Below are 24,058 nucleotides of genomic sequence, written 5' to 3' on the forward strand. Positions count from 1 at the left end.
ATCGTTAGCTGAAGACCTTTAGAGTGACAAATCATGTGCCGTCTGGCGAAGCCAAGCAATCAGTGATCGCGTTTTCGAGATTCTCGGCTAAGCCCGATCCACCACCCACAAACACTTTCTGAACGTTTCCGTTGCGGTCGATCACAACGGTTTGCGGAATCGCGTTGGCTTGATACCGCTGGCCCGCGACACCATCAATATCGAGAGCGACGAGCGGGTCGATTTTCAATCGTTCGAGTATCGGTTTAATCGTTGCTGGACTTTCTTGCAAATTGACCGCGACGAGTATGACTTCATCCGAATCGAATTTTGATGCGGTTGCTTCGATCGTGGGCATCGCTTGTAGGCAAGGACCGCACCACGTCGCCCAGAAATCGAGCACGACAACTTTTCCTTTTTGCTCTGACAACGCGAAAGTTGTTCCATCGAGAAGCTGTAGCTTAAACTCGGGGGCGGTTTCTCCTACCAAAGGACTGGCCGTTCCACGATCCCCTCCGCCGCCTTCAATGATCTCTGGCTCCGGTGCATCGGTTAGTTCCCAAAGTGAACTCGACTTTGGCAATGCCTCTTTCCAGGCAGCATCACCGAAAAACAATTCGTCGATTCGGGCAAATTGAATTCGCGTTTCATCAAGAAAGGGATTCGCTCCGACAATCTCCAACTCCGTCACCTGTTCAGGCACAATCCCCAATTGATGTCCATTGAACAATTTCGCTTTGACATACAAGCCATCGGGGCGTTGTTCAGTTTCACGGTCTTCTCCACGCGTCCCGAGCCAAATGATTTGGGCTACGTGTTGACGCTCGATCGTAATCGTTTCTAGTCGGGTTTCGATCGTCAACGTTTGTTCATCCAGCGCGATGAATCGGCATCGCAAGACATCGCCGTTGACGCCAATGAGTAGATGCGTCGGCGGGTTGCGTTTTCGCATCCTGGGAACCATCAATAAACGCTCTCGTTCGATCTCTTCGAGTGTCGGTTCGTATTGCCCGGATTGCAGGCGAACGCTTTCGATTATTTCGGATGGGATTTTTGTAACGGCTGACATTTCGGACTTGAAATGCACGTTTGTTTCATCGATCCGAGAAACCGACGCAGGGATGACTTCGCCCGTTCGTAGCGAGAGCGACGGCGGAGTTTTGGATTGAGTGGCCGGGTTGTTGCCAAATGCGCGTACAAAAAAGCCAAAGACTCCTTGAGGTGGACGAACGGGACGTGGCGGCGATTGCGGCGGCTCAGTCTTGACAATCGGCGTGGTCGAGCGAATGACGTAACGTCCTGAAAAATCGTCTAGCATGTCTGCGGGGCTTGCACCCATCGGCTCAAATCGCATCGCACCGGTTGAGTCATTGGCTGACTCGTTAGCTGACGTTGGGACGAACCGTCCCCGTAGATTGGTCCCTTCAGCGATCAAGCGGCGTCGTTCCAATCGCGAACTTGTGTTCGCATTCCGAGTCGTGACGGTTTGATTCAATGTGCGCAGATCCGATAGCGCTAAAGTCGTCGGATCGAGAGATACGTTGGGGTGGAATTGAAGGCGTCCATCGATCACACCAAGGTACCGCCCCGCTAATCGTTGCCCCTTGAACGTGCTCAGACGAAACGTGGTTTCCGACACCTCTGTACTGAGCTCGGGTGGTGTTTGACTTTGAGCGAATTCCACTTGGAGAATGTCGGACGACTTGATCCGCTGCTGTCTTTCTTCCTCCCCCTCTCGTTGGAACATCCAATATTCGTCGTCAACGCTGATCCAGTTGCCGATCAAGATCGAATCGTCTGTCAATGAAACCAACACGGGCACCGGGTTCAATGCAATATCGGGCCATGAATGGAGTGCGTGGGACTTAAACGTCGGTGACTTCAGGACTTGGATGGAATCAACCCGCACTTGACCACGAATGTTGTGGACGCGAAGCCCGGTACAACTTCGATCGGATGTGCTGTTTTGTTTCGGCAACGTAAGTTGTCCGAGCATCAAGCCAGCTTCGGAATAGATTTCCGCACGCTGGTTCGGTTGGTCGAGTCGTACCATCACTCTCAATTGCCCCGCCATCGATTCGACGTTTCCGAGTAAGACGATGTCGGCGACCGCGTCGGATTCCCAAAGGGCGACCACTTGATCTTGCCAAACTTCAATGCGAAACGCCTTTTTTGATGACTCGTCGGGTTTCTTTGGATCGACACCGAGTGCGATGACGAAGTTTGGTGTCTCTTGCCAAGACACTTCGAGTTGAATGTCGGCGATCTCTGGCAACGGAACATCGCCAACGATCGAAGCCCCCAACTCGCTCGTTGTGAGCGTCCCTCCCAAATCGGTCCAATTTCCCTCGGCTTTCCATGAAGCGATGTCACGAGGACCTTGATAGACCACCGCCTCACCGTTGTTCCATGCGGAAAGAGCGAGAATGTGTGATCGTTTAATGGAAAGGTCACCGATATCACTGGTTCGAATTTGAATCCATTCGTCGTCGATATCGATGATGTCGCCATATAGTCGCTCACCTTGGACCAGTTCGATGCCGAAGGCACCCTCGGCGATTTGCTTTTGGTCCGTGCGGGGCTGCGAAATCCGCTTGACCAATGCGGCTTCAAACTTGAATGGCTGCGCAAATCCGGGATGCTGCCACGCTAGGTTGGAAGCATCGGCATCGGCAAGCGAACCGGCAACCGTATCACCGCTGACCGTTTCCAGATTCCCGCCGGATCCGTGACACGGACCTGTACCGCAACCCAACCAGACCAGGCTGACCACCATCAGACGGGTGATCCGACGATTTAGGTTTCCAGCTATCCAAACCATGTTCATCATCGCTCGTAGATTGGAAGGAATCGGAAATTCAAGGCCATCGCCAACAGTGCCAACGGGGTGTCGACGCTAGGCCCCAAACCACCGTCAAAGCTGCCATTGTCACCCTGTGACGCTTTCAATTCACGGATGAGAAGTGTGTTCCATTTTTTCCACGCTTCGATATCGCCTTGAAAGAGTGCTTGGGCTTGGTAGTATTGCCCATACCTTAAGTAGGCATGTGAAGTTTCCTCCAGTTGGTTTGTCAGAGCATGGAGGGTGTTTTTGAACTCGGGCATATCCTTACGCCGCGCGACGGCATAGACGAGCGTTCCAATCGATATTCTGGCGATTGAGTTATCGAACCCGCCGAGTCCCGAGTAAGCGACTTGACCGGAATCGCTGGTCATCGATTTGAAATAGGCGACGCCGCGGTCGATCGCTTCGTCAGGAACTTCGATTCCAGCATTACGAGCGGCAAGCAGTCCCACCATCACCGCACCGCTAACCGAAGTGTCGGCATCGTTGGCATCGGGTCCATAACGCCATCCGCCATAACGATTTTTCTTCTGACTCGTCACGGCCGCTCGCACAGCCAACTCCAACGCTTGGCCTAGCGATCGCTGTTTTCCGCCGGCTGCGGCGGGCCAAAGGTTGCGTTCATCAATCGCACCGTACGCTTCGGCGAGTGCTAACATCGCGAAGCCATGATTGTACATACTGGTGTGACCCGCGTTACGTCCGGCCAGTATCCCGGTGCTCGCATCTTGACCATCGACAATGCTCCGTAGACCGCGACGAATATTGGAACTATAGATCCCGAAATTGGGATCCTCGCCCGACGCTAAAAACGCCATCACGCACATGCCCGTAATGCCGGTGCCCCCGTACCCGCCGTCGCCCCAATCGCCATCGGCGGTTTGGGATTTAGCCAAGTAACGAAGCCCCTTTTCATAGGTCTCGCGGACATCCCGAGGAACCGCCTCACCAAGTTGGATCGTCGGATACTGGGCCAACGAATACTGGGCCAAGGCAGGCAGCAAAAAAAACAACGACCATAGAATAAATCGGTATCTACTCATCGTTTAGCAACCCTTCTCTGATCAGCATCTGTTTGTTGCCGTCCGCACCGAACCGTTTGCCCCGCTCCAGTAACGCCTTTGCTTGGACTTCGTCAAAATAATCCTTGATCTGTTGTTCCGGAATTTGAGCAAAGTGGTACTCCAGCAGCATCGATGCTCGGTTGTGAGTGGTATCGAACGGGGGGATGTTTTCGAGGCAGTATTGCATGAGAAAGTCTCTTTGCTTCTCGCTAAATAGCAACGAGCGTCCCAAAGTAGCGATGTTCACTCGAATCACCGTTTCGGTATTTTGCTTGAGCAACCGCTGACGTTCGGCTTCGACTTTGGTCAATTGTTCAGCGTTTAAGGCGGTACTTACCACTTTTTGAACAAACGATTGATCACCGAACAGCCCCACACTCCATTCTCTACCGAGTGGGGACGCAATTTGATACGCTTCGTTGATGACTTGGTTGTCGTTGACGTCCGACGTTGACAAAGCCATGAACTTATCCCGAGCGAGATCCAATCGATCGAGGAAGCGTTTAATATCAACTTGGCCAGCGAGTCGGATTTTCTGTTTCTGAGCTTCGCTTAAAGGAATTTGCAGCTCAAGTCGAATCAACTCTGACTCAAGGCTATTCTCCAGCGACTTCATGCCCGCGTCCAATCCATTTTGACCTTGAAAAACCCATTGATAGAACAGTTGTAGCGTAATCTGGTTGCGTTGGGCCGATGCGTGCCGTGGCATCAACATCAAGCCAACCAGGACGAAAAGGAGAAACAATGCGAGCCTTCTCATTTGATCCATTGCTCCTTGATGGTCGCTTGCTGGCCTTGGCTGAGATGCGAACCGAGATTGGCCATCTGCTTTTTGAGTGTTACCCAAATCTTTTTTTGCATCACCGTCAGTTCGGGTAGCACATGGGCATCCGGGATTTCAGGAATATATCTGGGGTTCTGGGTATAGATTTGCAACGATACGACGTCGATAGCCTTCCAATCCTTCGCTAGATTGCCTTTGATTGCTTCGCGTTGGTCGTGGCTTAAGGGGAGCTTCTTCTCGATTAGGTCGACAACGAATTTAATCGCCGTATCCCGCTCGAATTTCGCCCGTGCATCGGCTTCGCGAACATAACGTTGGAATTGTTCATCGCTTAATACCTCTTCGGCATATCGCTTTGCATCACTGCGGACACGTTTATACGGATTGCCACGAATCATTTCTCCACTAGGCCCGTAAAACATTTCTTCGTTTGGAAAAAAACGGTTTTGGTCCCCGATCATGTCAGCCATTCCCAGATAGGCGTCTGTCGCCTTGGCGACCAAGTCGTTCATCGACTTTTCATCGAGCGAACCAACTCGCTGAATGAAAGACAATTCTTGATTGACGAGCGGCTTAAAGCATTCGACCTTGCGAGGATCAACCGCGTCGTTGTCCGGCTCGTTCGGCTCTGCCAACGGTGCTTCGGCTGCCATTTCGACGACTTCCACTTGAGCATGGAGTGCTTCGGTGAGTGAGAGCGATAGCACGATCGAAACCGTTGCGTTCGACAATAAACGTAGGACACGGATTGCCTCGGAGGATTTTATTGGCATGACTCGGGTGTCGAAATTTGGTTGCATGTAAAGTTGATTGTGTTGGAGCCCAGGCTTTGATTCACATATTTTTACGCTTATGGAACCTCCCCCCAGCTTCGCTTGGGAGAGGTGCATAAGTCGTATCACTAGCTTCCTCCCAAGCGATTGAAATACTGATCGAGTCCATGCCTGAATTCTTCTGGTAAGGCACTACCGGTTTCGCCGGTGGTTTGCGAGACGCCTTTATCCTCGCGGACCTCTTTGGCATTCCTACCTTGGCCGATCAATGCGAGTGCCGAATCGCTGGTTGTCCCAAAGCCGCCGCCGCCAGGACTCGACCCGCCACCGCCACCACCTTTGGGGTTGATTCGTTTGGATCTTAGCAGCAACTCAATCACTTCGGTTTCCGCCGCAATCGCATTTGCTCCGGTGTCGGGCGATCGGAGAATCCCCGTCGTCTCGCCCATGACCTGATCGACTTGAGCTAAGAGGCCCAATTCTTTGGCGAAGTGTTTTTCAGCATCCTCCAGCTCACCAATTCGCTCGATCACCTTCACCACTCGCTCGTTCAATACCGTTTGGTTGTCGGACAACATCTCCGCAGTCTCTCGATGTTCCTGCGGTTCAATGGCTGGTTTGGATTGTTCGGCCACTCGCGTTTCGTCGCGCAGACTGACTTCGCCTTCGAGAATTTGTAGCACTTCCAATACGATCGAGGGCGGCAAACTTTCGGGCGATTTACCGCCTGGGCACTGGCCGCTACAAGCGGGGTCGACGAGCGTTTCAGCCCAGCGGTCCATCGTGTCGGCCCAGTATTCGGTCTGGGCGATCGATACGCCCTGTTGAACCGGAATTTCGCCGGCAAGTTCTCGCAGCGAACCGAGCACGTCCGCTTCTTTCATCTCGTCAAGAACGAGCTTGAACTGAGCGAACCGACGTCGTTCGAAATAGGCGGCCAGGTCATCCATGATGTAGGAGATATTCAGTACGCCCGCTTCCTGGGTCTCGCTGAGTTGACCGAGGACTTCACGCGTTGGTTTCTCGACTTTGGCTTTCGATTGGCCAAATGCCGATTGAAGCTGGGTCGTCAACTTGCCAGCCATTTGGTTCTGCTCTCGCGAAGCTGCCTTGAGTCGCTTCACCAAAGTGCTGCCTTCGAGGTTGGCGAGGACCGAGTTGAGTTCGTCGGCGATCTTGTCAAACTCGGCCAGCAAGTCTTCTTGTTCCACGACCGCTTGATCGAGACTCTCTTGCTGATTCGCTGGCGGCGAGTCGTCGTCCGGCTTCTGCCCTTTCCCCATCACCGTCGTTACCGGCAAGCGAAGCGCGGGACTGCTTGGTTTTTTTGGCGATCCCGCCCCAGCGATTTCCTCGTCAGGTGAATTCATGGACGATTCCCGGTCGGCAAGCGAAGGAGCGGATCGCAATTTCGGAGGCTTGCCGTCCGCTGCTGGACTTGGCGATCCTGGTTTCGCATCACGCATTTGGCCAGCGATCGATTTGGCCGACTCGCTGAGTAAATCCGCGACCGAAGGCATGCGATGATTGGCAAGGTCATCGAGGATGCCGAGCATTTCGGCCCAACGTTCTAAATGTCCGACGCCGATTTCAGGATTCTTGGATGCCGTGCGAAGTAGATCGGCACCGGCGACCCCAAGCCGCTCCAAGCGGCGACCGTTTGCGTTTTCCGCTGCTGATTGACGCTGGACCTCACGACGCCGATCGCTGGTGGATAGCTCGTCACTTGAAAGCGATCGCAGCTCTTTATTCTTTTCAAACAGTTGGCGTTCGCGGTCTCGCACCTCCAATGCTTGGCGATGCCATTTGCTCAATTGTTCGGTCATCCAAATCGCGTGTTGGTCAGGCGTCAGAACATAGAGGATGTGGGGCGGCGAGTAGACTCGTTCACGCCCTGGTTTGTAGTCTTCCGCCCAAGCAAACAACTCGATCGGTTGCGGTTCGACTCCTAACGATTTCGCAGAAAACGTACCGATCGCATCAATGCTACCGGCGTGGTGGTCACCCGCGATTAGCGGTCGCTCACCCTGCGCCGGCTCCGCCACCACTCCCATCGGCAAACCACGCCACATCATACCGACCCGTCTCACTCCGAAATCGTCGCTGGCGCGAACCGTGAACGTGACCGTTTCCGAATCCAGGATCACCGCCATCCGCTCGAGTCCGTCACAGATCAAGGTCGGGCTTTCGTCATCGATCGCATTGATTGAAAGAGTGAACGGTTCACGGCCATCAAGTCCCTGCTCATCCTTCCAAGAGAATTCCAATTGAGGCGTCATGTCCACATTCACCGGATCGGAAGCCAGTTCCGCTCCGCGGGGGACACTCGGCGTTTGGTTCACGGTGCCCGACGCCAGCGGACGGTTGGCAATCGCGGTGAACGTCGCTTCGCTGCCGCGAACGATCGACACGTTACCCGAACGAGAATCCATTCGCTCGATCTCTTCATGGCCAAGGTATTGCGGTAGCGAAATCTCGGCCAAAACGGACGTCAATTCAGGACGCAAGGTCGGTTTGAGTGTCATCGTTTCGGTCACGTCGCCAACCATCAACGTCATCGGTGCATCGACAATTTGCGGTGGAACGACGAACCGATATTCGCGGTCCAACAAATCAGCCGTAATCGGTGGCTGGTTGCCAATTTGCAATTTCGCTCGCTCGGGATGCCAGACGGTTGACGAAGTCAATCGCACCGCCAACGGTGCCGCTTCGCCATGGGCAACGACCACGTTGGATGGCAGATCGTCAATGCGTGTGAACGTATAACGCGGCACGTCTCGCCACGGCATCAAAAGTCGGGCACCCGCATTGGCCGAAGCCGCCGGATAGAAACTCGCCACCGCCACACACACAGCCACAAGGATTGATGCGATGCCACCCCAAAGACGATGATGCGTCGTGGGAACGGCAGCACACAGATTACGTTTTTCCGCATCCGCAGCCACTTGTTGCATCGCAGCTTGGCAAAGCGCCGGTGAGCGGGCTTGTTCCGACTCGCTGTTGGACAGTTCGATCACACCAAGCAATTGATCGCCTACCGCTGGCATTTTTTTGCCGAGCAGTTTTGCCAGCGGTTCGAGCGTCCGGTTTTTCCACACCCAACGATAAAGTGTCCAAGGCACGATCGCCATCACCGCAATCGTTGCCAACAACGAAGCGAAACGTAAACCGCCCGGCATTCCACCCCAGCGATCGACCAGATAGACCGCCAAAAACGCCGTCGTGATTGCACATGCCGCAATCGCGAACGCTTCGATCAACTTCAAACTCCAGACCCGACCGCGAAAACGCAGCAGTTGTGCTTTCAGCGATGGAGGAATCGTTAACTGTTTCGAAATCATATCAAGCCAACTCCTTTACGACTGCTTAGAGCGTCAAAAAATACAACTTTCGCATCTGACTCACCTGAAATGAGAATGGCGTCGTCGGGAGAAAGTTCTGCAATCCAATCCTGTATTCGACGATACCGTTGTCTTCATGGGTGCTGCAACCAGCCTGCATTGATGTTTAGCGTAGCCGATAGTTCTTTTTCCATGCACGTTTTTCTTGCCAAGAATTCAGGAATTCTGAGATTTTTCTATAGTGGAACTGTACTTTGTTTCCCGTGAAGCGTTTCCCTTCGCCAGCAGACAGCTACCGCTCAAATTAGACAGAATGATGAGCAAGAGCAGTCCAAGATGGAACGGCACACAGAGCGAGGCGGGTCCGCATTGTCGGTTGGTGGTCCGTTTTACCGTCGCTTTTCATGATGTTTGATTCCCTTACCAACTAGGTCATCATGGATGAGAAGTGATTGGTGCTGCGTCCATCTCAAAAATTAGGGTTGGTCGTAGTGGACGAGACCTTGACGCACGACAAGCCTCACATTCCAGGATCACCAAACTGGCCCCTGAGGAACTTGAAGCGATTGTGGAAACAGGACCAGTATCGATTCGCATGAACGACGGACGTTCTTATGAAGTACCTAGCCGCGAGCCTGTTCGGATTGGTCAAATGTCTGCGATCATGCTTCACAAAGGCGAAGAGGGCAAGTGGCGAAACATCACCTTGCCGTTGGTCACGCTGAACCCAAACACTCCATTGGCCGCTGAAAGCCAATGTTGGAAAGCGAGTCGTCGATATGCCAGGTTATGGTTTCTGTCACACCGTTATGATTAGTGTCGATCATTCGGCCGCCCGCTTCAAAAGTCCAGATGTCGATGAACGCATTATTGAGCGCAGTCTGCGCTCAGGATCGGGCTACCGTTTCCAGGTAATTTCGATAATCATTTTGGTATTCCGCTGCGAGTGTAAGCAATTGCTCTTTGTCGATGAACTTGTTCAGATAGGCGATTTCTTCCAAGCAGGCGATCTTCAGGCCTTGGCGTTTCTCGACCGCAGCGACAAAATTACAGGCATCGAGCAGCGAATCTTTCGTTCCGGTATCAAGCCAAGCAAAGCCTCGAGAAAACAACTCGACTGTCAAATCACCTCGCTGCAAATACGCTCGATTGACATCGGAAATTTCCAATTCACCACGTGCGGAAGGCTTTAGTTGCTGCGCAATGCTGATAACCGTGTTGTCATAGAAATACAAACCGGGAATCGCATAAAACGACTTGGGATGCGTAGGTTTCTCTTCGATTGAAATCACTCGCCCGTCACGGTCAAACTCGACCACGCCGTAACGCTCGGGATCGGTCACACGATAGCCGAACACGGTCGCGCCCGTTTTTTTCTCAGCAGCGAGAGACAGCGTTTTTCGAAACCCTTGACCATAAAAAATATTATCTCCAAGCACCAATGCGACACGATCGTCGGCAACAAAATCCGCACCAATGAGAAACGCCTGGGCAAGTCCTTCTGGCTTTGGCTGCGCAGCATATTCCAGACGGATTCCCCATTGCGATCCATCGCCGAGCAACCGCTTGAAAGCGGGCACATCCTGAGGCGTCGAGATTAGCAAAACCTCTCGTATGCCCGCTAGCATCAGCGTCGAAAGCGGGTAGTAAACCATCGGCTTGTCATAGATCGGTATCAACTGCTTACTGACCGCACGGGTGATCGGATGCAACCGACTTCCCGAACCACCTGCCAAAATTATTCCCTTCATGATCGATCGTTCCTCGGAAGTTATTCGGGTCTATCCGTGACGAGGTGACTAAAATTCGGTGTCAGGCAGCCAAGCACGAAGCGAACTTTCAATCGCATCGGCTACCGGCGTGAGTTTGATTCCGGTCGCCAGTATTTTGCTGCTATCGAGAACACAATTCGAACGTGGTGTCTTAGCGGCGGCGCGCATGAAATGATCTTCGTCTTCGAAATATCGAAACGTCTTGTCAAGATGCCGTATTCGTTTGATCAATTCAACCACTTGGCGAGTCGTCACGCTGCCAGGGTTGGTGATGTGATAAATCCCTGGTTCCACTCGCTTTTCCCAGCATTGATAGGCGGCATTCGCAAACTCGCCTAAGTGCGATATCGAATTGGTCGCATCGAGTAATTGATTGTATCGCATCAACTTGCTGAGATAATTTCTTGGCGAATCACGATGGTCGAACGGAATGCGAAGTCGCCAGATGTAACAATTGGAGGCCCCCGCAAGAACTTCTTCGCCGAGTGCTTTGGAGCCGCTATAAAAGCTGCAATCGCCAGACCGAAAGCAGAAATTGGGCGGGTCGGTTTCCCGAAAACCGCTGCCGTCCTTGCGTGAACCGGAGTAGATACAGCCCGATGAAACGTGTCCCCATGTCGTCGCGGTCGCTTCACAAGCTTCGCGAATTATGCCTGGAAGAACCGCATTGCCCGCCAAACAATCGGCTTTAAAAAACTCGCAGGCATCCACATTTGGTTTGCCCGTGTAGCCCGCTGCATTGATCAAAAAATCAGGCTTCAAATCTCGCAGATAGCGAATCAACGTGTCACGGTTGGTGTAATCGACCTGGGTTCTCGAAACGCCCTGGAAATCAATTCCATTGGTTTCGAAGTAGCGTGCGAATTCGCTGCCCACATACCCGCTACTCCCAAGTAAGACTATCATCCCCCGATACCACTCTTTCCTATTCCAATCGTTTCAAAACCAACCTCATCTAGCATAGCACGGTTGAGGACGTTGCGTCCATCAAAGACAAAAGCCGGTGCTTTCATTGTTTCGATGATCTTCTTGAAATCGAGCGATTTAAACTCGTCCCATTCTGTCAAAACGGCAATCGCGTGCGCTTCCTCCGCAGCCGCCTCGGCGGAGTGGACAACCGTCACATTGTTTTCGACCAACTTACGATCGATGTCACTTACCGTGCCTGACAAGTCGCCCATTGCGGCGAGCAAATCGAATCGCATTTTGTCTTCGGGGACCTGGGGATCGTAGATCGCCAAGCGAGCTCGTTCGCGAAGTAGATCGCGGCATACGTAAATCGCAGCGCTTTCGCGAGTGTCGTTGGTGTCCTTCTTAAAAGCGAAACCCCAAATGGCAATTTTTTTGTCGCTGACGGTGCTGAACATCGTGCGACAAATGCCCTCGGCGAAGCGACGTTTTTGGTAGTCATTCATGATAACCACTTGCTCCCAATATGCAGCGACCTCACGAAGTCCAAAGTGTTCGCACAGATAGACCAAGTTGAGAATATCTTTTTGGAAACAGCTTCCTCCGAAACCGACCGACGCTTTCAAAAACTTGGGTCCAATGCGTGAGTCCATGCCAATCGCTCGAGCGACTTCATCGACATCCGCCTCGGTAGCCTCACAGAGTGCCGAAATGGCATTGATGCTCGAAACCCGCTGAGCCAAAAATGCGTTAGCCGTCAATTTCGACAGTTCGCTGCTCCAAAGATTCGTTTTCAGTATTTGTGTTTTGGGAACCCAGCGAGCGTAGACGTCCGACAAGGCTTCGATCGCGGCTTCCGATTCGCCACCAATCAGCACTCGGTCAGGGTTCAGCAGATCCTCGATGGCGGTTCCTTCTGCCAAAAACTCGGGATTACTGAGCACGTCAAAAGTCGCCCCCTGATTCGCGGAGCTAAGGATTCTCTTCACCGCTTCGGCCGTACGAACTGGCAACGTCGATTTTTCGACGACGATTTTGTGTCCTTGGGCCACCTCGGCGATTCGCCGAGCACACTTCTCAATAAACTCCAAGTTCGCAGCTCGTCCCGCTCCGACCCCAAACGTCTTTGTCGGCGTATTGACGGCAATAAAGATCATGTCGGCTTCGGCTATCGCTTTGTCGACATCGGTTGAAAAGGTCAAGTTTCGACCTCGAGCCTCTTTGACGACTTCGTCGAGGCCAGGCTCGTAGATCGGCAATTCGTCCGAGTTCCAAGCGTCAATTCGGGCCTGGTTCAAATCAACCACATGCACCGGGATATCGGGGCACTGCTTGGCAATCATCGCCATCGTCGGTCCGCCAACATAACCCGCTCCGATACAGCAAATCTTCATGAATCGTCCGTTTTTCTTTAATTTTGAATGTGAGTGATGGATCGCGTCGCCTGGGTTTCCAGCCTCGGGGCAATGTGCCTCCAGGAATGTGGCCCCAGGAATGTGGCCCCAGGCTGGAAGCCTAGGCTACGAAGGTAATCCAGTGCATCGATTTGTAAAGCGAAAGTGGTTATCGGGCTATAAGAATCTTTCGTTTTCATTGGGTTTTGACGTTAGCCGACTTAAATCGTGCTCTACCATTCGACGAGCCAACTCAGGCAACCGTGTCGTTGCCGTCCAGCCCAATTTTTCCCTCGCTTTGTCTGCGTTTCCAACCAATCGACTGACTTCCGAAGGCCGCATGAACGCTTTGTCCTGACGCAAATAGTCACGCCAATCGAGTTTGACGGCCTCAAACGAGGCGGCCAAAAAATCTTCCACTCGATGACTTTCCCCGGTTGCCAAGATGTAATCATCTGCGGAATCCTGTTGTAACATCCGCCACATGCCCTCGACGTAATCCGCTGCATATCCCCAGTCCCGCTGGGTCTCGATCGATCCAAGCGTCAAATGGTCTTGGATTCCCAGTGAGATTGCCGCTGCCGCCTTGGTGATCTTTCGCGTCACGAACGATTCACCTCGCCTTGGCGATTCGTGGTTGTAACAAATCGCGTTGCAGGCAAACAGTTCGAACGATTCGCGGTAGAGCGTTACCATCTGAGTCGCGAAGGCTTTGGCGATGCCATACGGGGTGACTGGCCGCATCGGCGTCAATTCGTTTTGCGGTGAATCATCAGGACGCCCGAAGATCTCGCTACTGCTGATGTGTAGCATACGGGGGCGTTTTTCCAGGTCACGCAGAATTTCAAGCAGTTTTAACGTTCCCATCGCCGTGAATTGGCAGGTCGTTTCAGGGATCTCGAAACTTGCCCCCACATGGCTCTGGCCCGCCAAATGGTAGACTTCGTCCGGTTTTGAGCGAGTCAGAATGCGGCGAATCGTGGTGATATCATCCAAGTCCGCATAGTGCAAAAACATCCGACGGTTGTAGATTTCAGCGTTGTGGTACAAGTGATCCAAACGCGTGCGGACGGTACTGCTATTGCGGCGTACCAACCCGTGAACCGTATAGCCTTTTTCGAGCAGCAATTCGGCTAAATACGAACCATCTTGCCCGGTAATCCCGGTGATCAGGGCCGATTTATTCCGTGTCGATTCGTTTGGAAACTGCTTCGATTCCATCGTTTTTCAAATGACTCTTCGAGGGACTAGACGAGGGACTAGACGATCAACTCGAGTTGGCAATCATCAAGTTTGACGCTCACACCTTGCTCCATAAACCGCACCGCGACAAGCAGTCGTGTTTCATTCTCGCGGCGGAGCACCGTGCCCTCATAGCCATTAAAAGCACCACTACGAATCCGAACATTTTGGCCTGATGTTAAGCGGCTTTCGATCGTCAGCGGGACGCCCATCGCCACGAGATCGCGAATTTGACGCAAGTCCGCTACCAGTTTATCCACTTCCGTAATCTCGGCTGCCTTGATGACACAACCGCTGCAAATCGATTGATAACGTGCTTCATCGTCCTGGTCGTGTTGGCAACAAACGAACACGTAGCTGGAAAACAGCATCGAAAAAGTCGTTCGAACGCGACCGGAGGGCGACCGTTTACGGTCGGGGATTTGAGGCCCATAATGCCAAACGCCGTGCTTGCGAAGATGTCGCATCAACATCTTTTCCTGCCGCGATTTGGTATACATCAACCACCACCGTTGCGACGAAACCTCCTCGCGATCGAGCAAGTCGAGGGGCAAACAATCCCCTTCGGGTGGTAAAATAGGCATCCAATTGGCTCTGATTTTCTCGGGAATTTAGCTAACAGCTCGCACCATTAAAGATTATGACGCCCCTAACCATAAAGTAAAATAGGATGATCGGCACCGACAACTGCGAAGATCGAGACAAAGTGGACCAAGAGGCTCAAAAAACCAGCAATACCGCCGAGGCGAAGCCCCGCTGGATCATTCACCGCTTTGCTATCGCGCTGGTTGTGGCAATGATTCGCTTCTATCAAACCGCGATTAGTCCCATGTTGGGCCCAAGTTGCCGATTCACGCCGACATGCAGCCAATATGCCAAGGAGGCCATCGAACGGTACGGCATCTTGCGTGGCGGTTACCGAGCGACTCGGCGTCTGTTGCGATGCCATCCCTTCCACCCAGGCGGGTACGACCCGCCATGACAGGACACCTGATGTTGGGACTCCCTGCTTTTCGGAAATTGCTAAGCCCCGACGGTGAGACGAAGTCGACCAACTCGTCCACGAGTGTTACAACATTGGCACTATGACGCAATCGAACGAAATACCTGACCGCGATACATTGGCATCCGAGTACTTTGAGCGGATCCCTTTTCAGCCTTACCCGGTTCAAGAAGAAGCATTGTTGGCTTTTTTCACCAACGAACAAGGGGTACTCGTGTGTGCTCCAACGGGAACCGGCAAAACGCTGATTGCCGAAGCCGCTGTCTACGAAGCGTTGCGGACGGGCAAGAGGATGTATTACACGACCCCTCTGATCGCATTGACCGATCAAAAGCTCGACGAGCTTCGTGAGTCAGCCGTGCGATGGGGATTCCCCGCCGACCAAGTCGGTTTGGTTACCGGAAATCGCCGCGTCAACCCCGATGCTCCGGTGTTGGTCGTTGTCGCCGAAATCCTGCTCAATCGATTATTGAATCCTGAGAACTTTGACTTCGCCGATGTCTCTTCGGTCGTGATGGATGAGTTTCATTGTTTCAACGATCCTGAACGCGGGATTGTTTGGGAATTGACACTCGGTATGTTGCCCGCCCACATCCGCACCATGCTACTGAGTGCGACCGTCGGCAACGCGGTCGAATTTACGTCTTGGTTGTATCGAGCCCACAACCGTCGGCTGCAGTTAGTGGTTGGGACGGAACGTAAAGTGCCGCTACAATACGAGTGGATCGAAGACGATATTTTGGCCGACTTTGCGGAAAAGATCGCGGCGGGCGACGAAGTCTCACGGCGGACGCCCGCATTACTGTTTTGCTTTAGCCGATCGCAGTGTTGGACCACTGCCGAACTGCTGAAAGGCAAAAAGCTCATCGATAAACATCGGCAAGCAGAACTGGCTGATTATTTGAACGATGCCGACATGAGCGAAGGGGCGGGACCGAAGTTAAAGGCGATTTTAATGCGCGGCGTCGGGGTCCACCACGCGGGCGTGCTGCCGCGTTACCGCCGAATCGTCGAAGAACTTTTCCAGCGCAAGTTGCTTAGCTTTTGTGTCTGTACCGAAACGCTGGCTGCGGGAATCAATTTGCCAGCACGAAGCGTGGTATTGCCGAGTTTGCTCAAAGGTCCACGTGACAAGAAAAAACTTGTCGATGCGGCATCGGCTCAGCAGATTTTTGGTCGCGCCGGCCGTCCCCAATTTGATGATCGTGGTTACGTTTTTTCACTCGCTCACGAAGACGATGTGAAGATCAATCGTTGGCGAGAAAAATTTGACTCGATCCCTGAAGACACGAAAGACCCAGGGTTGCTGAAGGCGAAAAAGCAACTCAAAAAGAAAATGCCCAAACGGCGTAGCGGTGAATCGTACTGGACCGCAGGCCAATTTGAGCAGTTGCAACAAGCTGCATCCGCGAACTTGTCGAGTCGTGGACGGTTGCCGTGGCGGTTGCTCGCCTACCTGCTCGGTGAAAACCCCGCACTCCAGCCGATCCGTGATTTGGTCGGGCGACGCCTTCTGCCTCCCAAGGGGATCGAGGAAGCCCAACGCGACTTGAATCGAATGTTGATTACGTTATGGTCAGCCGGCTATATCGAACTCGATCCCAAACCGCGAGCCGCGCAACCGAAACCAGTCGGTCCAAAGTCAAGGGAGCAAGAGGTTTCAAAACAAGCCGAAGTTCCGCCGCCGACTGCAGGCGTGTTCGGCGAATTGCTCGATCAAATGCGTGAGGACGATTCCGCGAAAAAGCCGGACGAGGAAGAAACGAACCAAGATCCTGAACTGATCGAAAGCCGCGGCTATGAAGTCGACGACTATCGCCCCGAGTTTGCTCGGCCAACCGACCGCTTGGAACGTTTGGTCCACCTTCGCAGCATCAATCCTCTGTTCGGCGTCTACATCGCCGATCAATTGGCCATCGCCGATCCGAACGAGCGGATTGCCGTCCTGGAAAGCGTTTTGGAAGTACCTGGAACCGTGGCCCGGTTTACAAGAATGCCATCCTACGAAGACATGCCTGCGGGCACCTTGGCGACGACGCGGCTTGATCCGATGCTACTACAATCCGGCCTGGCAACGGCGGAGGAACTCGGCGGCAAAAGCGACGAAGAGGAGGAAGAGGTCCGCGACCGAGGCTTTGGGCGGGTGATGTTCGAAGAACCCAAGGTGTGGCCGCTAACCATCGGTGAAAAATTGCTACGGTTGTTCCGCGACGCCTTTCCTCGCGTTCACAACGTCAACGTTCGGCCCGTTTGGATCGTTGGCGAACTATTGGAGTTCGGCGGCGATTTCAACAAGTATGTGACGGCTCGTAAACTGCAAAAAGAAGAAGGAATTCTGTTTCGTCACTGCTTGCGAATGATACTACTTCTCGACGAGATGGCGAACGTTCCTCCGCTCGAATCCACGGTGGAAACCTGGGAATATCCACTTGATGATCTGGCCGACCTGTTAACCGAAACCTGCCGGAAAATCGACCCGCAAAGCACCGATGAGATGTTGGCGGCCCCCAAGTCTCCCGTTGACGATCTGGTTGGGTTAGGACGTAGGAATTCATAGCATGGCATTCGATTTTCGATCGATCATGAGTGGAAAACGTAGAGATCCGTTGGCTATTTTGATCCGCAGCGGCCTGTCGATCGCCAGTGGTTTCTATGGGATCGCGACCTCGTTTCGCAACCGACGATTCGACCGCGGCAAGACAGAGATTCACCGCTGCGGTATTCCCGTGGTTAGCGTTGGCAATCTGACGACGGGAGGGACAGGAAAAACGCCCGCGGTTTGCTGCTTGGCAAAATGGTTTCGTGCCAAGGGAGTTCGCGTCGCGATTGTCAGCCGTGGCTACGGACGAGGCGAGAACGACTTTAACGATGAAGCGTTGGAACTTCATGCTAGGCTTCCCGATGTTCCGCACGTCCAAGATCCCGATCGAGTGGAAGCGGCCCGAATTGCAGTCGAAGAACTCGAAGCCGAGCTTGTCTTGATGGACGACGGGTTTCAACATCGCCGACTTCACCGCGATCTGGATGTTGTGCTCATCGATGCGACGGAGCCGTTTGGCTATGGCCGATTGCTGCCGCGAGGTCTGCTGCGTGAGTCGATCACAGGCCTACGCCGAGCCAACTTGGTTCTCCTCACGCGATCGGATTCCGTCGATTCACAAACACTCGATAACATTGAAAGGGATATCCGAAACGTGAATCCGTCGGTGCCGGTGATTCGTAGTTCGCATCGCCCCACGAAACTCCTTGAGTACCCCGATTGCGAACTTCCACTTTCGATGCTGGATGGGACCGAAATCGCAGTCGTCTCGGCGATTGGAAATCCAGCGGCATTCCATGAGTCGCTGCGGAAATGTGGAGCCGTGATCGTCGATACAATGGACCTTCCCGACCACGATGGCTTCTCGCCCGAGACCGTGCAATCGATCCGTCAATGGATAAGCGGACTTGGCGATTCCGCTACGATGGTTGTCTGTACCCATAAAGATCTCGTCAAGCTCAGTACCGACCGGCTCGCGGGCATTCAGGTGACTGCGTTAATTATCGAGCTCCGCATTGAATCGGAAATGCAGACTTTCGAAGCGATACTCGGCGGGGATTGGCGAGATGCCGCGACTAGATGATCGACTAAAGACCGTCGCTCGACAAATCGTCCATCAGGCGAACCAGCGAAATACGCATGTCGATATCGGATCCGACCATGGGCATCTGCTCAAAGCACTCCTAGCAGCTGGGCGCATCGATTATGGAATCGCCATCGAAAACAAGAGAGTCCCGTTTCAGAACTCGACGAAAACGCTTCGTGGAATGAAAGCGGATGTCCGCTTCGCTGATGGACTTTCCGGATTACAAGTCGATGAAGCGGATAGTTTGAGTATTTGTGGGATGGGAGGCGAATCGATGGTCAAGATACTGGCTTTCCATCCCGATCGTGTGCCCAAACTTGTCATCCTACAACCCAATCGACGAGCCGACTTGGTGCGGCGTTGGGCGATGCAAAATGGCTATGCTTTGATCGATGAGCAGATTGCCGTTGGGCATTGGCGGTATGTGATTTTGCGTTTTGAAAAAAACGATTCAGCCCGAGACGCTTGCTATGAAAGTGTCGATTTCGAAGCCGCTTTGCTATTTGGCCCGCATCTCATTGAACGCTGGCAGACGGAGTTTGTTGTCGGGTTACAGGAAGAGTATTCCTATCTGAAACAGCTCAAGCCGATCGCAGGCAATGCCAAGAAACGTCTCGATGCGATCGAGCGGATTTTATCGAGTTCGCCTGCCGTGGATTTGCCGCGTCAACCCAATCGTGCAAGGTGACGTGATGTCGAGCAGACCCCAAACAGACCAGCGACGTTGAAGGTTGCATCCGGCTTTGCGATGGGTGAGACGTTATCGCCGCCGTTCGCCGTGCGTTGCCAACCATAATGGCCGTCGGCAGCCACCTCACGCAGGATGTGGTTACATGGAACTTGAACATCGACAACCCAGTGCTCTTGGATGCCCGCTTCAGCGTACAGGTCGGCTTTCTTGATTCGATCGGATCGCAAGCTTGAATCCGACACCTCGATCGCCAGCAACGTGCCCTCGCCACTTGGATGTTGGTCATCCATTGTAGCTGAATCGTTCATCCTCCAACTCAGAGTAAAGCATACCCCAACGAAAAAAGCTCACTCCGAAAATTCGGAATGAGCTTTTTCGTTTTTTAGAAATCAACGCCTCGATCTCAAGAGACGAAGATTGTCGTTACGGAACCATCGATGGCGAGGCTGGCGTACCCGGCTCATCGTCATCATCGGAAATGGCCAAAGGAATTGCGATCGCTGCACCGAGGCCGGCAAGTAAACCCAATCGTGGTCCACCGCCTGCAATCGCTCCGCCACCGCCGCCACTCATGAATCCACTGCTGCCACCGCTCGACATTGGCGTGAAGCCAGATTCCGCCACGCCGACCATTCCCATATCCATCATGGGAGGGTCCATCACCGAACTCCCCATACAATCGGGGCAATTCGCCAACTGGTGGGCACTGCATTTGAGTGACCGACGAATCTCAAGCAGTTGATCGCGAACGACCAGAATGTCTGCTTGATTTTCGGGCTTCGCATCGAGCATCTCGTCCAGTTTCGCGATGGCCGAATCGATACGAGCGATTTTTTCTTCACAAGCAACCGACTCGTCGGCCGAGAATTCTCGTAATTCTGACACAATCGTTGCCAGATCGAAGCTCAATTCCGCTTCAACGGCCTCGCTCTTAGCTTCAACAGGAGTGTCCGCCTGTACAGACCCCGTTACGGACAATGCCATCAACGAAGCAAATGTAAGAGAGAAAAATCGGTGAATTCGCATGGAGTTAACCCTGAAGAGAGTGTTTATTGGCAATGAAATTGGCTCATCGCATTTTTCATTCTGTTAATGGACATCGATTCCCAAGAACCGGTTACCAAACGAAGTCTACTAGACAAGTTCCGACATTCAACCAAAAACTCCCCAGTTTGCCCATTTTACCTTGTCGGCAAGTGTCTTCGGTGATCGCGTTTGATCGGCTATCATCCATCTATCGGCAGTCGGAACCGATTTTCACGCACAATTAAAGGTTAAAACATTGAGTGACATATTGGATGAGGTTCGTTTTGGTGTGATCGGCACAGGCCGGATAACCCGCCGTTTGGTGGCTGACATACAGTCAACCGATGGGGCAAAGGTAACTGCGATTGCCAGCCGGACTTCGGAGCGTGCTCGCTGGTACGCCGACCAATACGGAATTCCCAACGGGATTGAGGGCTATGCAAAGATGCTCGCTCGAGACGATGTGGATGCCGTTTACATTTCGCTACCGCCTTCGATGCACGGCGAATGGTCGATCGCGTCAGCGAACGCTAAAAAGCATGTCCTGTGTGAAAAACCGCTGACGGTGTCGCTTGCCGAATCGGAGGCGATTGATCAAGCCTGCAGTGAAAACGGGGTTCGATGGCTTGATGCAACCGGTTGGTTGCACCATGAGCGGAGCGAAACGTTTGCGCGTTGGATCCAGGAAGAGAAGTTCGGAAAACTTGGGCACATCAGTGCATCGGTATCGTTTTACCAGCCGTTCCAATCGGGCGATCATCGGCTCGATCCAGCGCTCGGTGGTGGCTGCGTACTCGATTTGGGCTGGTATGCTGGAGGCTTCGCTCGCTTCGCGGCAGGCCAGCTGCCGGAGGCGGTATTTGCCGAACAAGTGGTCATCGATGGTGCTGCTCAAAAATTGACAGCACTGCTATGGTTTGCGAACAACCTGACCGCTACGCTCTCGTGCGGCTACGATACCGCAACACGAAAATGGTTCGAAGTTGCTGGCAGCGAGTCGTCATTGATCTGTGATGATTTCACCCGTCCTTGGAACGACCGGCCGGCCAGATGTTGGATTCACGATGCGGCAGGTTCCGTTGAGCAGCACTCGTTCGAGGGTCACCAAGAACGTCGCATGATTCGCAAGTTGATCGGTACCGAACCACTCGCTGCACTGCACCGACAAGCGCTCGACACCCAACAAATCATTGAAGCGATGCAAACGTCGATTGAGCAAAAAACAAAGGTGACGTTGTAGGCTGTTCCTCCTTACCGTTGTTTGCCACGGAACAGGGATGAATCTGGAATGCTCTGCTTCGACGTTCCTGGTCCCGACCATTGCAGCTTCAAGATTGGCTTGTCTTGTGCGGTTCGATAGTAGAGGGTAAACGGATGGAGCCCTTTCTTGAGTAAGATAGATCCGCTCGCTTCCGATCCGTCGTGATTGAAATCGTCATCAATCACTTGTGACTCATGGATGCGGAGGTGAGTTCCAGCATCCGAGGTGGCGTAGAAAGACCATTGACCATCGCTAGGAACCTTGAGAAGACCACGGTAACACAGCCCGGCGTCATAGGATCTTGGTAAATCGCTGGCCACATCGATCGTGGCAACCTGTTTTGTGCTAAGCGGTTTGAGTTCAGCAAATTGGGGAACCCAATTCCAGCGGCCTTCGTAGGCATCGACTTGGACGCCACTGGTCACCTCGAGCTTGACCGCAGGAACGAGCTCCGCATCGTAAGGGCGAGACTCCACCTTGTCAGAACTGGGGTCGAATGGATCATCTTTTTCAATTTGACGGGCGCCGAGGACACGGTCCTTCATCCTCTGTTGCAAGCTCGCAAAGTAAGCAGGTCGATCATTGTTCTCTTTGCGAAACAAATCGTTTGCTTCCGCCAAATCATTGTGGACATCGTAAATTTGAAAATCGTCTGCATGCGAGCGAATACCGTTGCGAATACCTTTGTAGCCATCGATGAAGATGACTTGTTGGTTCCCACGAGGATCCCCGGCATGGTGGGTGAATTCGGGATACTTCGGAGCCTGGCCGTTATGATTGAATTCGGTGTACACAATCCCGTCACGTTTTTCTCCGACACCGGTCAGTAGCGGCACGAGGGAAACACCGTCACACCGTGCGGGCGTCACATGCCCGGCCAAATCGCAGAAGGTCGCCATCCAGTCTTGGAACTGTGAGGGTGTGTTGTTCGTTTGCCCAGGTGCGATTTGGTTCGGCCACCACGCGAACGTGGGTTGCCGCATGCCACCTTCGTAGCAATCGCGTTTGGTACCCTCAAACGGTCCAAATGAATCAAATGCATTGGCTTCATACTTGCCTCCTGAAATGTAATTTTCGGCATGTGGCCCGTTGTCGGCGGTAAAGATGACGAGCGTGTTATCGTCGATCTTTAAATCCCGAAGCGTTGCAAGCAGGTCACCAACGCAATCGTCCATGCGGCGAACGAGTGTAGCGAAACGAACCTCTTCATCGGTCCAGCCCTTGCCGACATAATCGGGATGTCGCCACGAATCGACTTCCCCTCGCGCCGTATTGATCATCTGTCCCGGCTTGCCAATCCACTGAACCCCACCGCTCGTACCAACGCCTGGCGGATAGGATGACGTTGGCAATTGCAGAGCCGCGTGCGGGGTGTCATATGCAAGGAAAAGAAAAAATGCTTGTTCGGCCTTGGTTGCCTGGTGATCAACGAGCCATTTCTTCGCACGTGCAGTGAACAAGTCAGGGGTGAAACACTTGTCGAGATCGGCTGAAATCTCTTGATCGTTTTCGTAGAGCTCCCTGGGGCTCCGATGGTTTTTCGAATCGCCGATCGGCCAATTGTTGGCGGGGTAGTGTTGATGCCCATCAACATGGCGAACATAACCATGAAAGAAATCGAACCCGCGCTTGGTAGGATAGGCCGACCATTGGGTTGGAGATTTGCCAGAGCCCTGCATGCCATACTTCCCAATCAACGCCGTAGCATAGCCGGCTTGCGCCAGAGTCGTTGCGAGCGTGTGATTGTGCTCAAGAGCATTATCGAAATCGGTATTTCGAATGGTGCAGTGCCCCTGATGAACCCCGCTGAACAAGGAACCTCGTGCCGGTGCACACACAGGCGCAGCGGTGTAGTGCTGGTTCAGAATCAACCCTTCGTGGGCCATTCGATCCAAGTTGGGGGTAGCAAATCGTTTGCTTCCTGAGATCGAGTTTTGCCACAGGACGCCCAGGTCACCATAGCCGAGATCATCCGCCAAGATGAAGAGAAGGTTCGGGCGATCAGGTGGCGTCTCGGAGGCGGTATCCTCAGCAACGCCAAACCGAGTGAAACACGGTCCAAAACCGAAAAACGCGACGCAAAACGTCACCAAGAAAAAAGAAAATACTGGTTTGGAGTTTCGCTGGCTCATCGCTCTTTCCCGTTCGTAGCATTCGTTTCGACCGTCTGAGCAACATGGTAACTCGGTCGCCAACGCAATGCCACCATCGGCAATGCCACCATCGGCAATGCCACCATCAGCATCGACTCATTCTACTTTCGACGTCACGGATAGAGAGTTCTGATGGGGCGATGCTTTCGGTGACCAGGTGCCGCCAATACACTGCCGATACACTGCCTTGTCACC

19 protein-coding genes are annotated in these 24,058 nt (G+C 53.1%); 6 read left to right on the forward strand and 13 right to left on the reverse strand.

Going from position 1 to position 24,058, the window contains the following annotated elements; translation table 11 throughout:
- Window positions 1-31: 31 nt before the first annotated feature.
- The 5 genes from Q31b_RS28940 to Q31b_RS10375 all read right to left on the reverse strand — a co-directional run bounded on the left by Q31b_RS28940 (window position 32) and on the right by Q31b_RS10375 (window position 8,786).
- On the reverse strand, window positions 32-2,809 hold the full coding sequence (locus Q31b_RS28940; RefSeq protein WP_231617454.1) for a TlpA family protein disulfide reductase: 2,778 nt from the start codon (window positions 2,807-2,809) through the stop codon (window positions 32-34).
- Complete coding sequence (locus tag Q31b_RS10360) at window positions 2,806-3,867, reverse strand: squalene--hopene cyclase (protein ID WP_231617455.1); 1,062 nt, start codon at window positions 3,865-3,867, stop codon at window positions 2,806-2,808. The genes Q31b_RS28940 and Q31b_RS10360 overlap by 4 nt, the downstream gene beginning before the upstream one ends.
- Window positions 3,860-4,648 (reverse strand): hypothetical protein, encoded by a 789-nt coding sequence (locus Q31b_RS10365; RefSeq protein ID WP_146599616.1) that lies wholly within the window; start codon window positions 4,646-4,648, stop codon window positions 3,860-3,862. Before Q31b_RS10365 ends, Q31b_RS10360 begins: the two co-directional genes overlap by 8 nt.
- Window positions 4,645-5,445, reverse strand: a complete 801-nt coding sequence (locus tag Q31b_RS10370) for a hypothetical protein (protein ID WP_146599617.1) — start codon at window positions 5,443-5,445, stop codon at window positions 4,645-4,647. The genes Q31b_RS10365 and Q31b_RS10370 overlap by 4 nt, the downstream gene beginning before the upstream one ends.
- Window positions 5,446-5,573: 128 nt before the next feature.
- A complete protein-coding gene (locus Q31b_RS10375; protein WP_146599618.1) occupies window positions 5,574-8,786 on the reverse strand; it encodes a hypothetical protein in 3,213 nt (1,070 codons plus the stop codon).
- Between the two features lie 568 nt (window positions 8,787-9,354).
- Between Q31b_RS10375 and Q31b_RS10380 the strand changes: the two genes are divergently transcribed.
- On the forward strand, window positions 9,355-9,603 hold the full coding sequence (locus Q31b_RS10380) for a hypothetical protein (RefSeq protein ID WP_146599619.1): 249 nt from the start codon (window positions 9,355-9,357) through the stop codon (window positions 9,601-9,603).
- Between the two features lie 70 nt (window positions 9,604-9,673).
- Here the strand turns inward: Q31b_RS10380 and rfbA are convergent, their stop codons facing one another.
- From rfbA to nusG, 5 genes are all read right to left on the reverse strand, one after another.
- Window positions 9,674-10,537 (reverse strand): glucose-1-phosphate thymidylyltransferase RfbA, encoded by an 864-nt coding sequence (gene rfbA, locus Q31b_RS10385; RefSeq protein WP_146599620.1) that lies wholly within the window; start codon window positions 10,535-10,537, stop codon window positions 9,674-9,676.
- A 48-nt stretch (window positions 10,538-10,585) separates the two neighbouring features.
- On the reverse strand, window positions 10,586-11,464 hold the full coding sequence (locus Q31b_RS10390; protein WP_146599621.1) for a sugar nucleotide-binding protein: 879 nt from the start codon (window positions 11,462-11,464) through the stop codon (window positions 10,586-10,588).
- Window positions 11,461-12,861 (reverse strand): nucleotide sugar dehydrogenase, encoded by a 1,401-nt coding sequence (locus tag Q31b_RS10395; protein ID WP_146599622.1) that lies wholly within the window; start codon window positions 12,859-12,861, stop codon window positions 11,461-11,463. Before Q31b_RS10395 ends, Q31b_RS10390 begins: the two co-directional genes overlap by 4 nt.
- Before the next feature lie 177 nt (window positions 12,862-13,038).
- Window positions 13,039-14,082, reverse strand: coding sequence for a GDP-mannose 4,6-dehydratase (locus Q31b_RS10400; RefSeq protein WP_146599623.1), 1,044 nt, complete (start codon window positions 14,080-14,082; stop codon window positions 13,039-13,041).
- Between the two features lie 38 nt (window positions 14,083-14,120).
- Window positions 14,121-14,687 (reverse strand): transcription termination/antitermination protein NusG, encoded by a 567-nt coding sequence (nusG, locus tag Q31b_RS10405; RefSeq protein ID WP_146599624.1) that lies wholly within the window; start codon window positions 14,685-14,687, stop codon window positions 14,121-14,123.
- Between the two features lie 86 nt (window positions 14,688-14,773).
- Here nusG and yidD point away from each other — a divergent pair, with 86 nt between their 5' ends.
- The 4 genes from yidD to Q31b_RS10425 all read left to right on the forward strand — a co-directional run bounded on the left by yidD (window position 14,774) and on the right by Q31b_RS10425 (window position 19,420).
- Window positions 14,774-15,085: a membrane protein insertion efficiency factor YidD gene (gene yidD, locus Q31b_RS29795; RefSeq protein ID WP_146599625.1), complete on the forward strand. Its 312-nt coding sequence runs from the start codon at window positions 14,774-14,776 to the stop codon at window positions 15,083-15,085.
- Between the two features lie 103 nt (window positions 15,086-15,188).
- Window positions 15,189-17,663, forward strand: coding sequence for a DEAD/DEAH box helicase (locus Q31b_RS10415; RefSeq protein WP_146599626.1), 2,475 nt, complete (start codon window positions 15,189-15,191; stop codon window positions 17,661-17,663).
- Window position 17,664: 1 nt separating this feature from the next.
- A complete protein-coding gene (lpxK, locus tag Q31b_RS10420) occupies window positions 17,665-18,729 on the forward strand; it encodes a tetraacyldisaccharide 4'-kinase (RefSeq protein ID WP_146599627.1) in 1,065 nt (354 codons plus the stop codon).
- The gene (locus Q31b_RS10425) at window positions 18,713-19,420 is read left to right on the forward strand and encodes a tRNA (adenine(22)-N(1))-methyltransferase (RefSeq protein ID WP_146599628.1); all 708 of its coding nucleotides are present in this window, start codon (window positions 18,713-18,715) and stop codon (window positions 19,418-19,420) included. The genes lpxK and Q31b_RS10425 overlap by 17 nt, the downstream gene beginning before the upstream one ends.
- On the opposite strand, the gene Q31b_RS10430 is transcribed toward Q31b_RS10425, so the two are convergent.
- Window positions 19,399-19,731: a Uma2 family endonuclease gene (locus Q31b_RS10430; RefSeq protein WP_146599629.1), complete on the reverse strand. Its 333-nt coding sequence runs from the start codon at window positions 19,729-19,731 to the stop codon at window positions 19,399-19,401. The genes Q31b_RS10425 and Q31b_RS10430 overlap by 22 nt on opposite strands.
- A 115-nt stretch (window positions 19,732-19,846) precedes the next feature.
- Window positions 19,847-20,449: a hypothetical protein gene (locus Q31b_RS10435; protein ID WP_146599630.1), complete on the reverse strand. Its 603-nt coding sequence runs from the start codon at window positions 20,447-20,449 to the stop codon at window positions 19,847-19,849.
- Between the two features lie 256 nt (window positions 20,450-20,705).
- On the opposite strand from Q31b_RS10435, the gene Q31b_RS10440 reads away from it, so the two are divergent.
- Window positions 20,706-21,689 (forward strand): Gfo/Idh/MocA family protein, encoded by a 984-nt coding sequence (locus tag Q31b_RS10440; protein WP_231617456.1) that lies wholly within the window; start codon window positions 20,706-20,708, stop codon window positions 21,687-21,689.
- An 11-nt stretch (window positions 21,690-21,700) separates the two neighbouring features.
- Here the strand turns inward: Q31b_RS10440 and Q31b_RS10445 are convergent, their stop codons facing one another.
- Window positions 21,701-23,842 carry a sulfatase-like hydrolase/transferase gene (locus Q31b_RS10445; protein WP_146599632.1) on the reverse strand — a complete coding sequence of 714 codons (2,142 nt, stop codon included), beginning with the start codon at window positions 23,840-23,842 and terminating at the stop codon, window positions 21,701-21,703.
- Window positions 23,843-24,058: the final 216 nt, after the last annotated feature.

Origin of the sequence: Novipirellula aureliae, from assembly GCF_007860185.1 — a bacterium.
GTDB lineage: Bacteria > Planctomycetota > Planctomycetia > Pirellulales > Pirellulaceae > Novipirellula_A > Novipirellula_A aureliae.

What these genes read in the sequence shown, in the direction of transcription:
- Q31b_RS28940 (WP_231617454.1), bottom strand. Translation starts at nt 2,809, where the DNA reads ATGATGAACATGGTTTGGATAGCTGGAAACCTAAATCGTCGGATCACC.
- Q31b_RS10360 (WP_231617455.1), bottom strand. Translation starts at nt 3,867, where the DNA reads ATGAGTAGATACCGATTTATTCTATGGTCGTTGTTTTTTTTGCTGCCT.
- Q31b_RS10365 (WP_146599616.1), bottom strand. Translation starts at nt 4,648, where the DNA reads ATGAGAAGGCTCGCATTGTTTCTCCTTTTCGTCCTGGTTGGCTTGATG.
- Q31b_RS10370 (WP_146599617.1), bottom strand. Translation starts at nt 5,445, where the DNA reads ATGCCAATAAAATCCTCCGAGGCAATCCGTGTCCTACGTTTATTGTCG.
- Q31b_RS10375 (WP_146599618.1), bottom strand. Translation starts at nt 8,786, where the DNA reads ATGATTTCGAAACAGTTAACGATTCCTCCATCGCTGAAAGCACAACTG.
- rfbA (WP_146599620.1), bottom strand. Translation starts at nt 10,537, where the DNA reads ATGAAGGGAATAATTTTGGCAGGTGGTTCGGGAAGTCGGTTGCATCCG.
- Q31b_RS10390 (WP_146599621.1), bottom strand. Translation starts at nt 11,464, where the DNA reads ATGATAGTCTTACTTGGGAGTAGCGGGTATGTGGGCAGCGAATTCGCA.
- Q31b_RS10395 (WP_146599622.1), bottom strand. Translation starts at nt 12,861, where the DNA reads ATGAAGATTTGCTGTATCGGAGCGGGTTATGTTGGCGGACCGACGATG.
- Q31b_RS10400 (WP_146599623.1), bottom strand. Translation starts at nt 14,082, where the DNA reads ATGGAATCGAAGCAGTTTCCAAACGAATCGACACGGAATAAATCGGCC.
- nusG (WP_146599624.1), bottom strand. Translation starts at nt 14,687, where the DNA reads ATGCCTATTTTACCACCCGAAGGGGATTGTTTGCCCCTCGACTTGCTC.
- yidD (WP_146599625.1), top strand. Translation starts at nt 14,774, where the DNA reads ATGATCGGCACCGACAACTGCGAAGATCGAGACAAAGTGGACCAAGAG.
- Q31b_RS10415 (WP_146599626.1), top strand. Translation starts at nt 15,189, where the DNA reads ATGACGCAATCGAACGAAATACCTGACCGCGATACATTGGCATCCGAG.
- lpxK (WP_146599627.1), top strand. Translation starts at nt 17,665, where the DNA reads ATGGCATTCGATTTTCGATCGATCATGAGTGGAAAACGTAGAGATCCG.
- Q31b_RS10425 (WP_146599628.1), top strand. Translation starts at nt 18,713, where the DNA reads ATGCCGCGACTAGATGATCGACTAAAGACCGTCGCTCGACAAATCGTC.
- Q31b_RS10430 (WP_146599629.1), bottom strand. Translation starts at nt 19,731, where the DNA reads ATGAACGATTCAGCTACAATGGATGACCAACATCCAAGTGGCGAGGGC.
- Q31b_RS10435 (WP_146599630.1), bottom strand. Translation starts at nt 20,449, where the DNA reads ATGCGAATTCACCGATTTTTCTCTCTTACATTTGCTTCGTTGATGGCA.
- Q31b_RS10445 (WP_146599632.1), bottom strand. Translation starts at nt 23,842, where the DNA reads ATGAGCCAGCGAAACTCCAAACCAGTATTTTCTTTTTTCTTGGTGACG.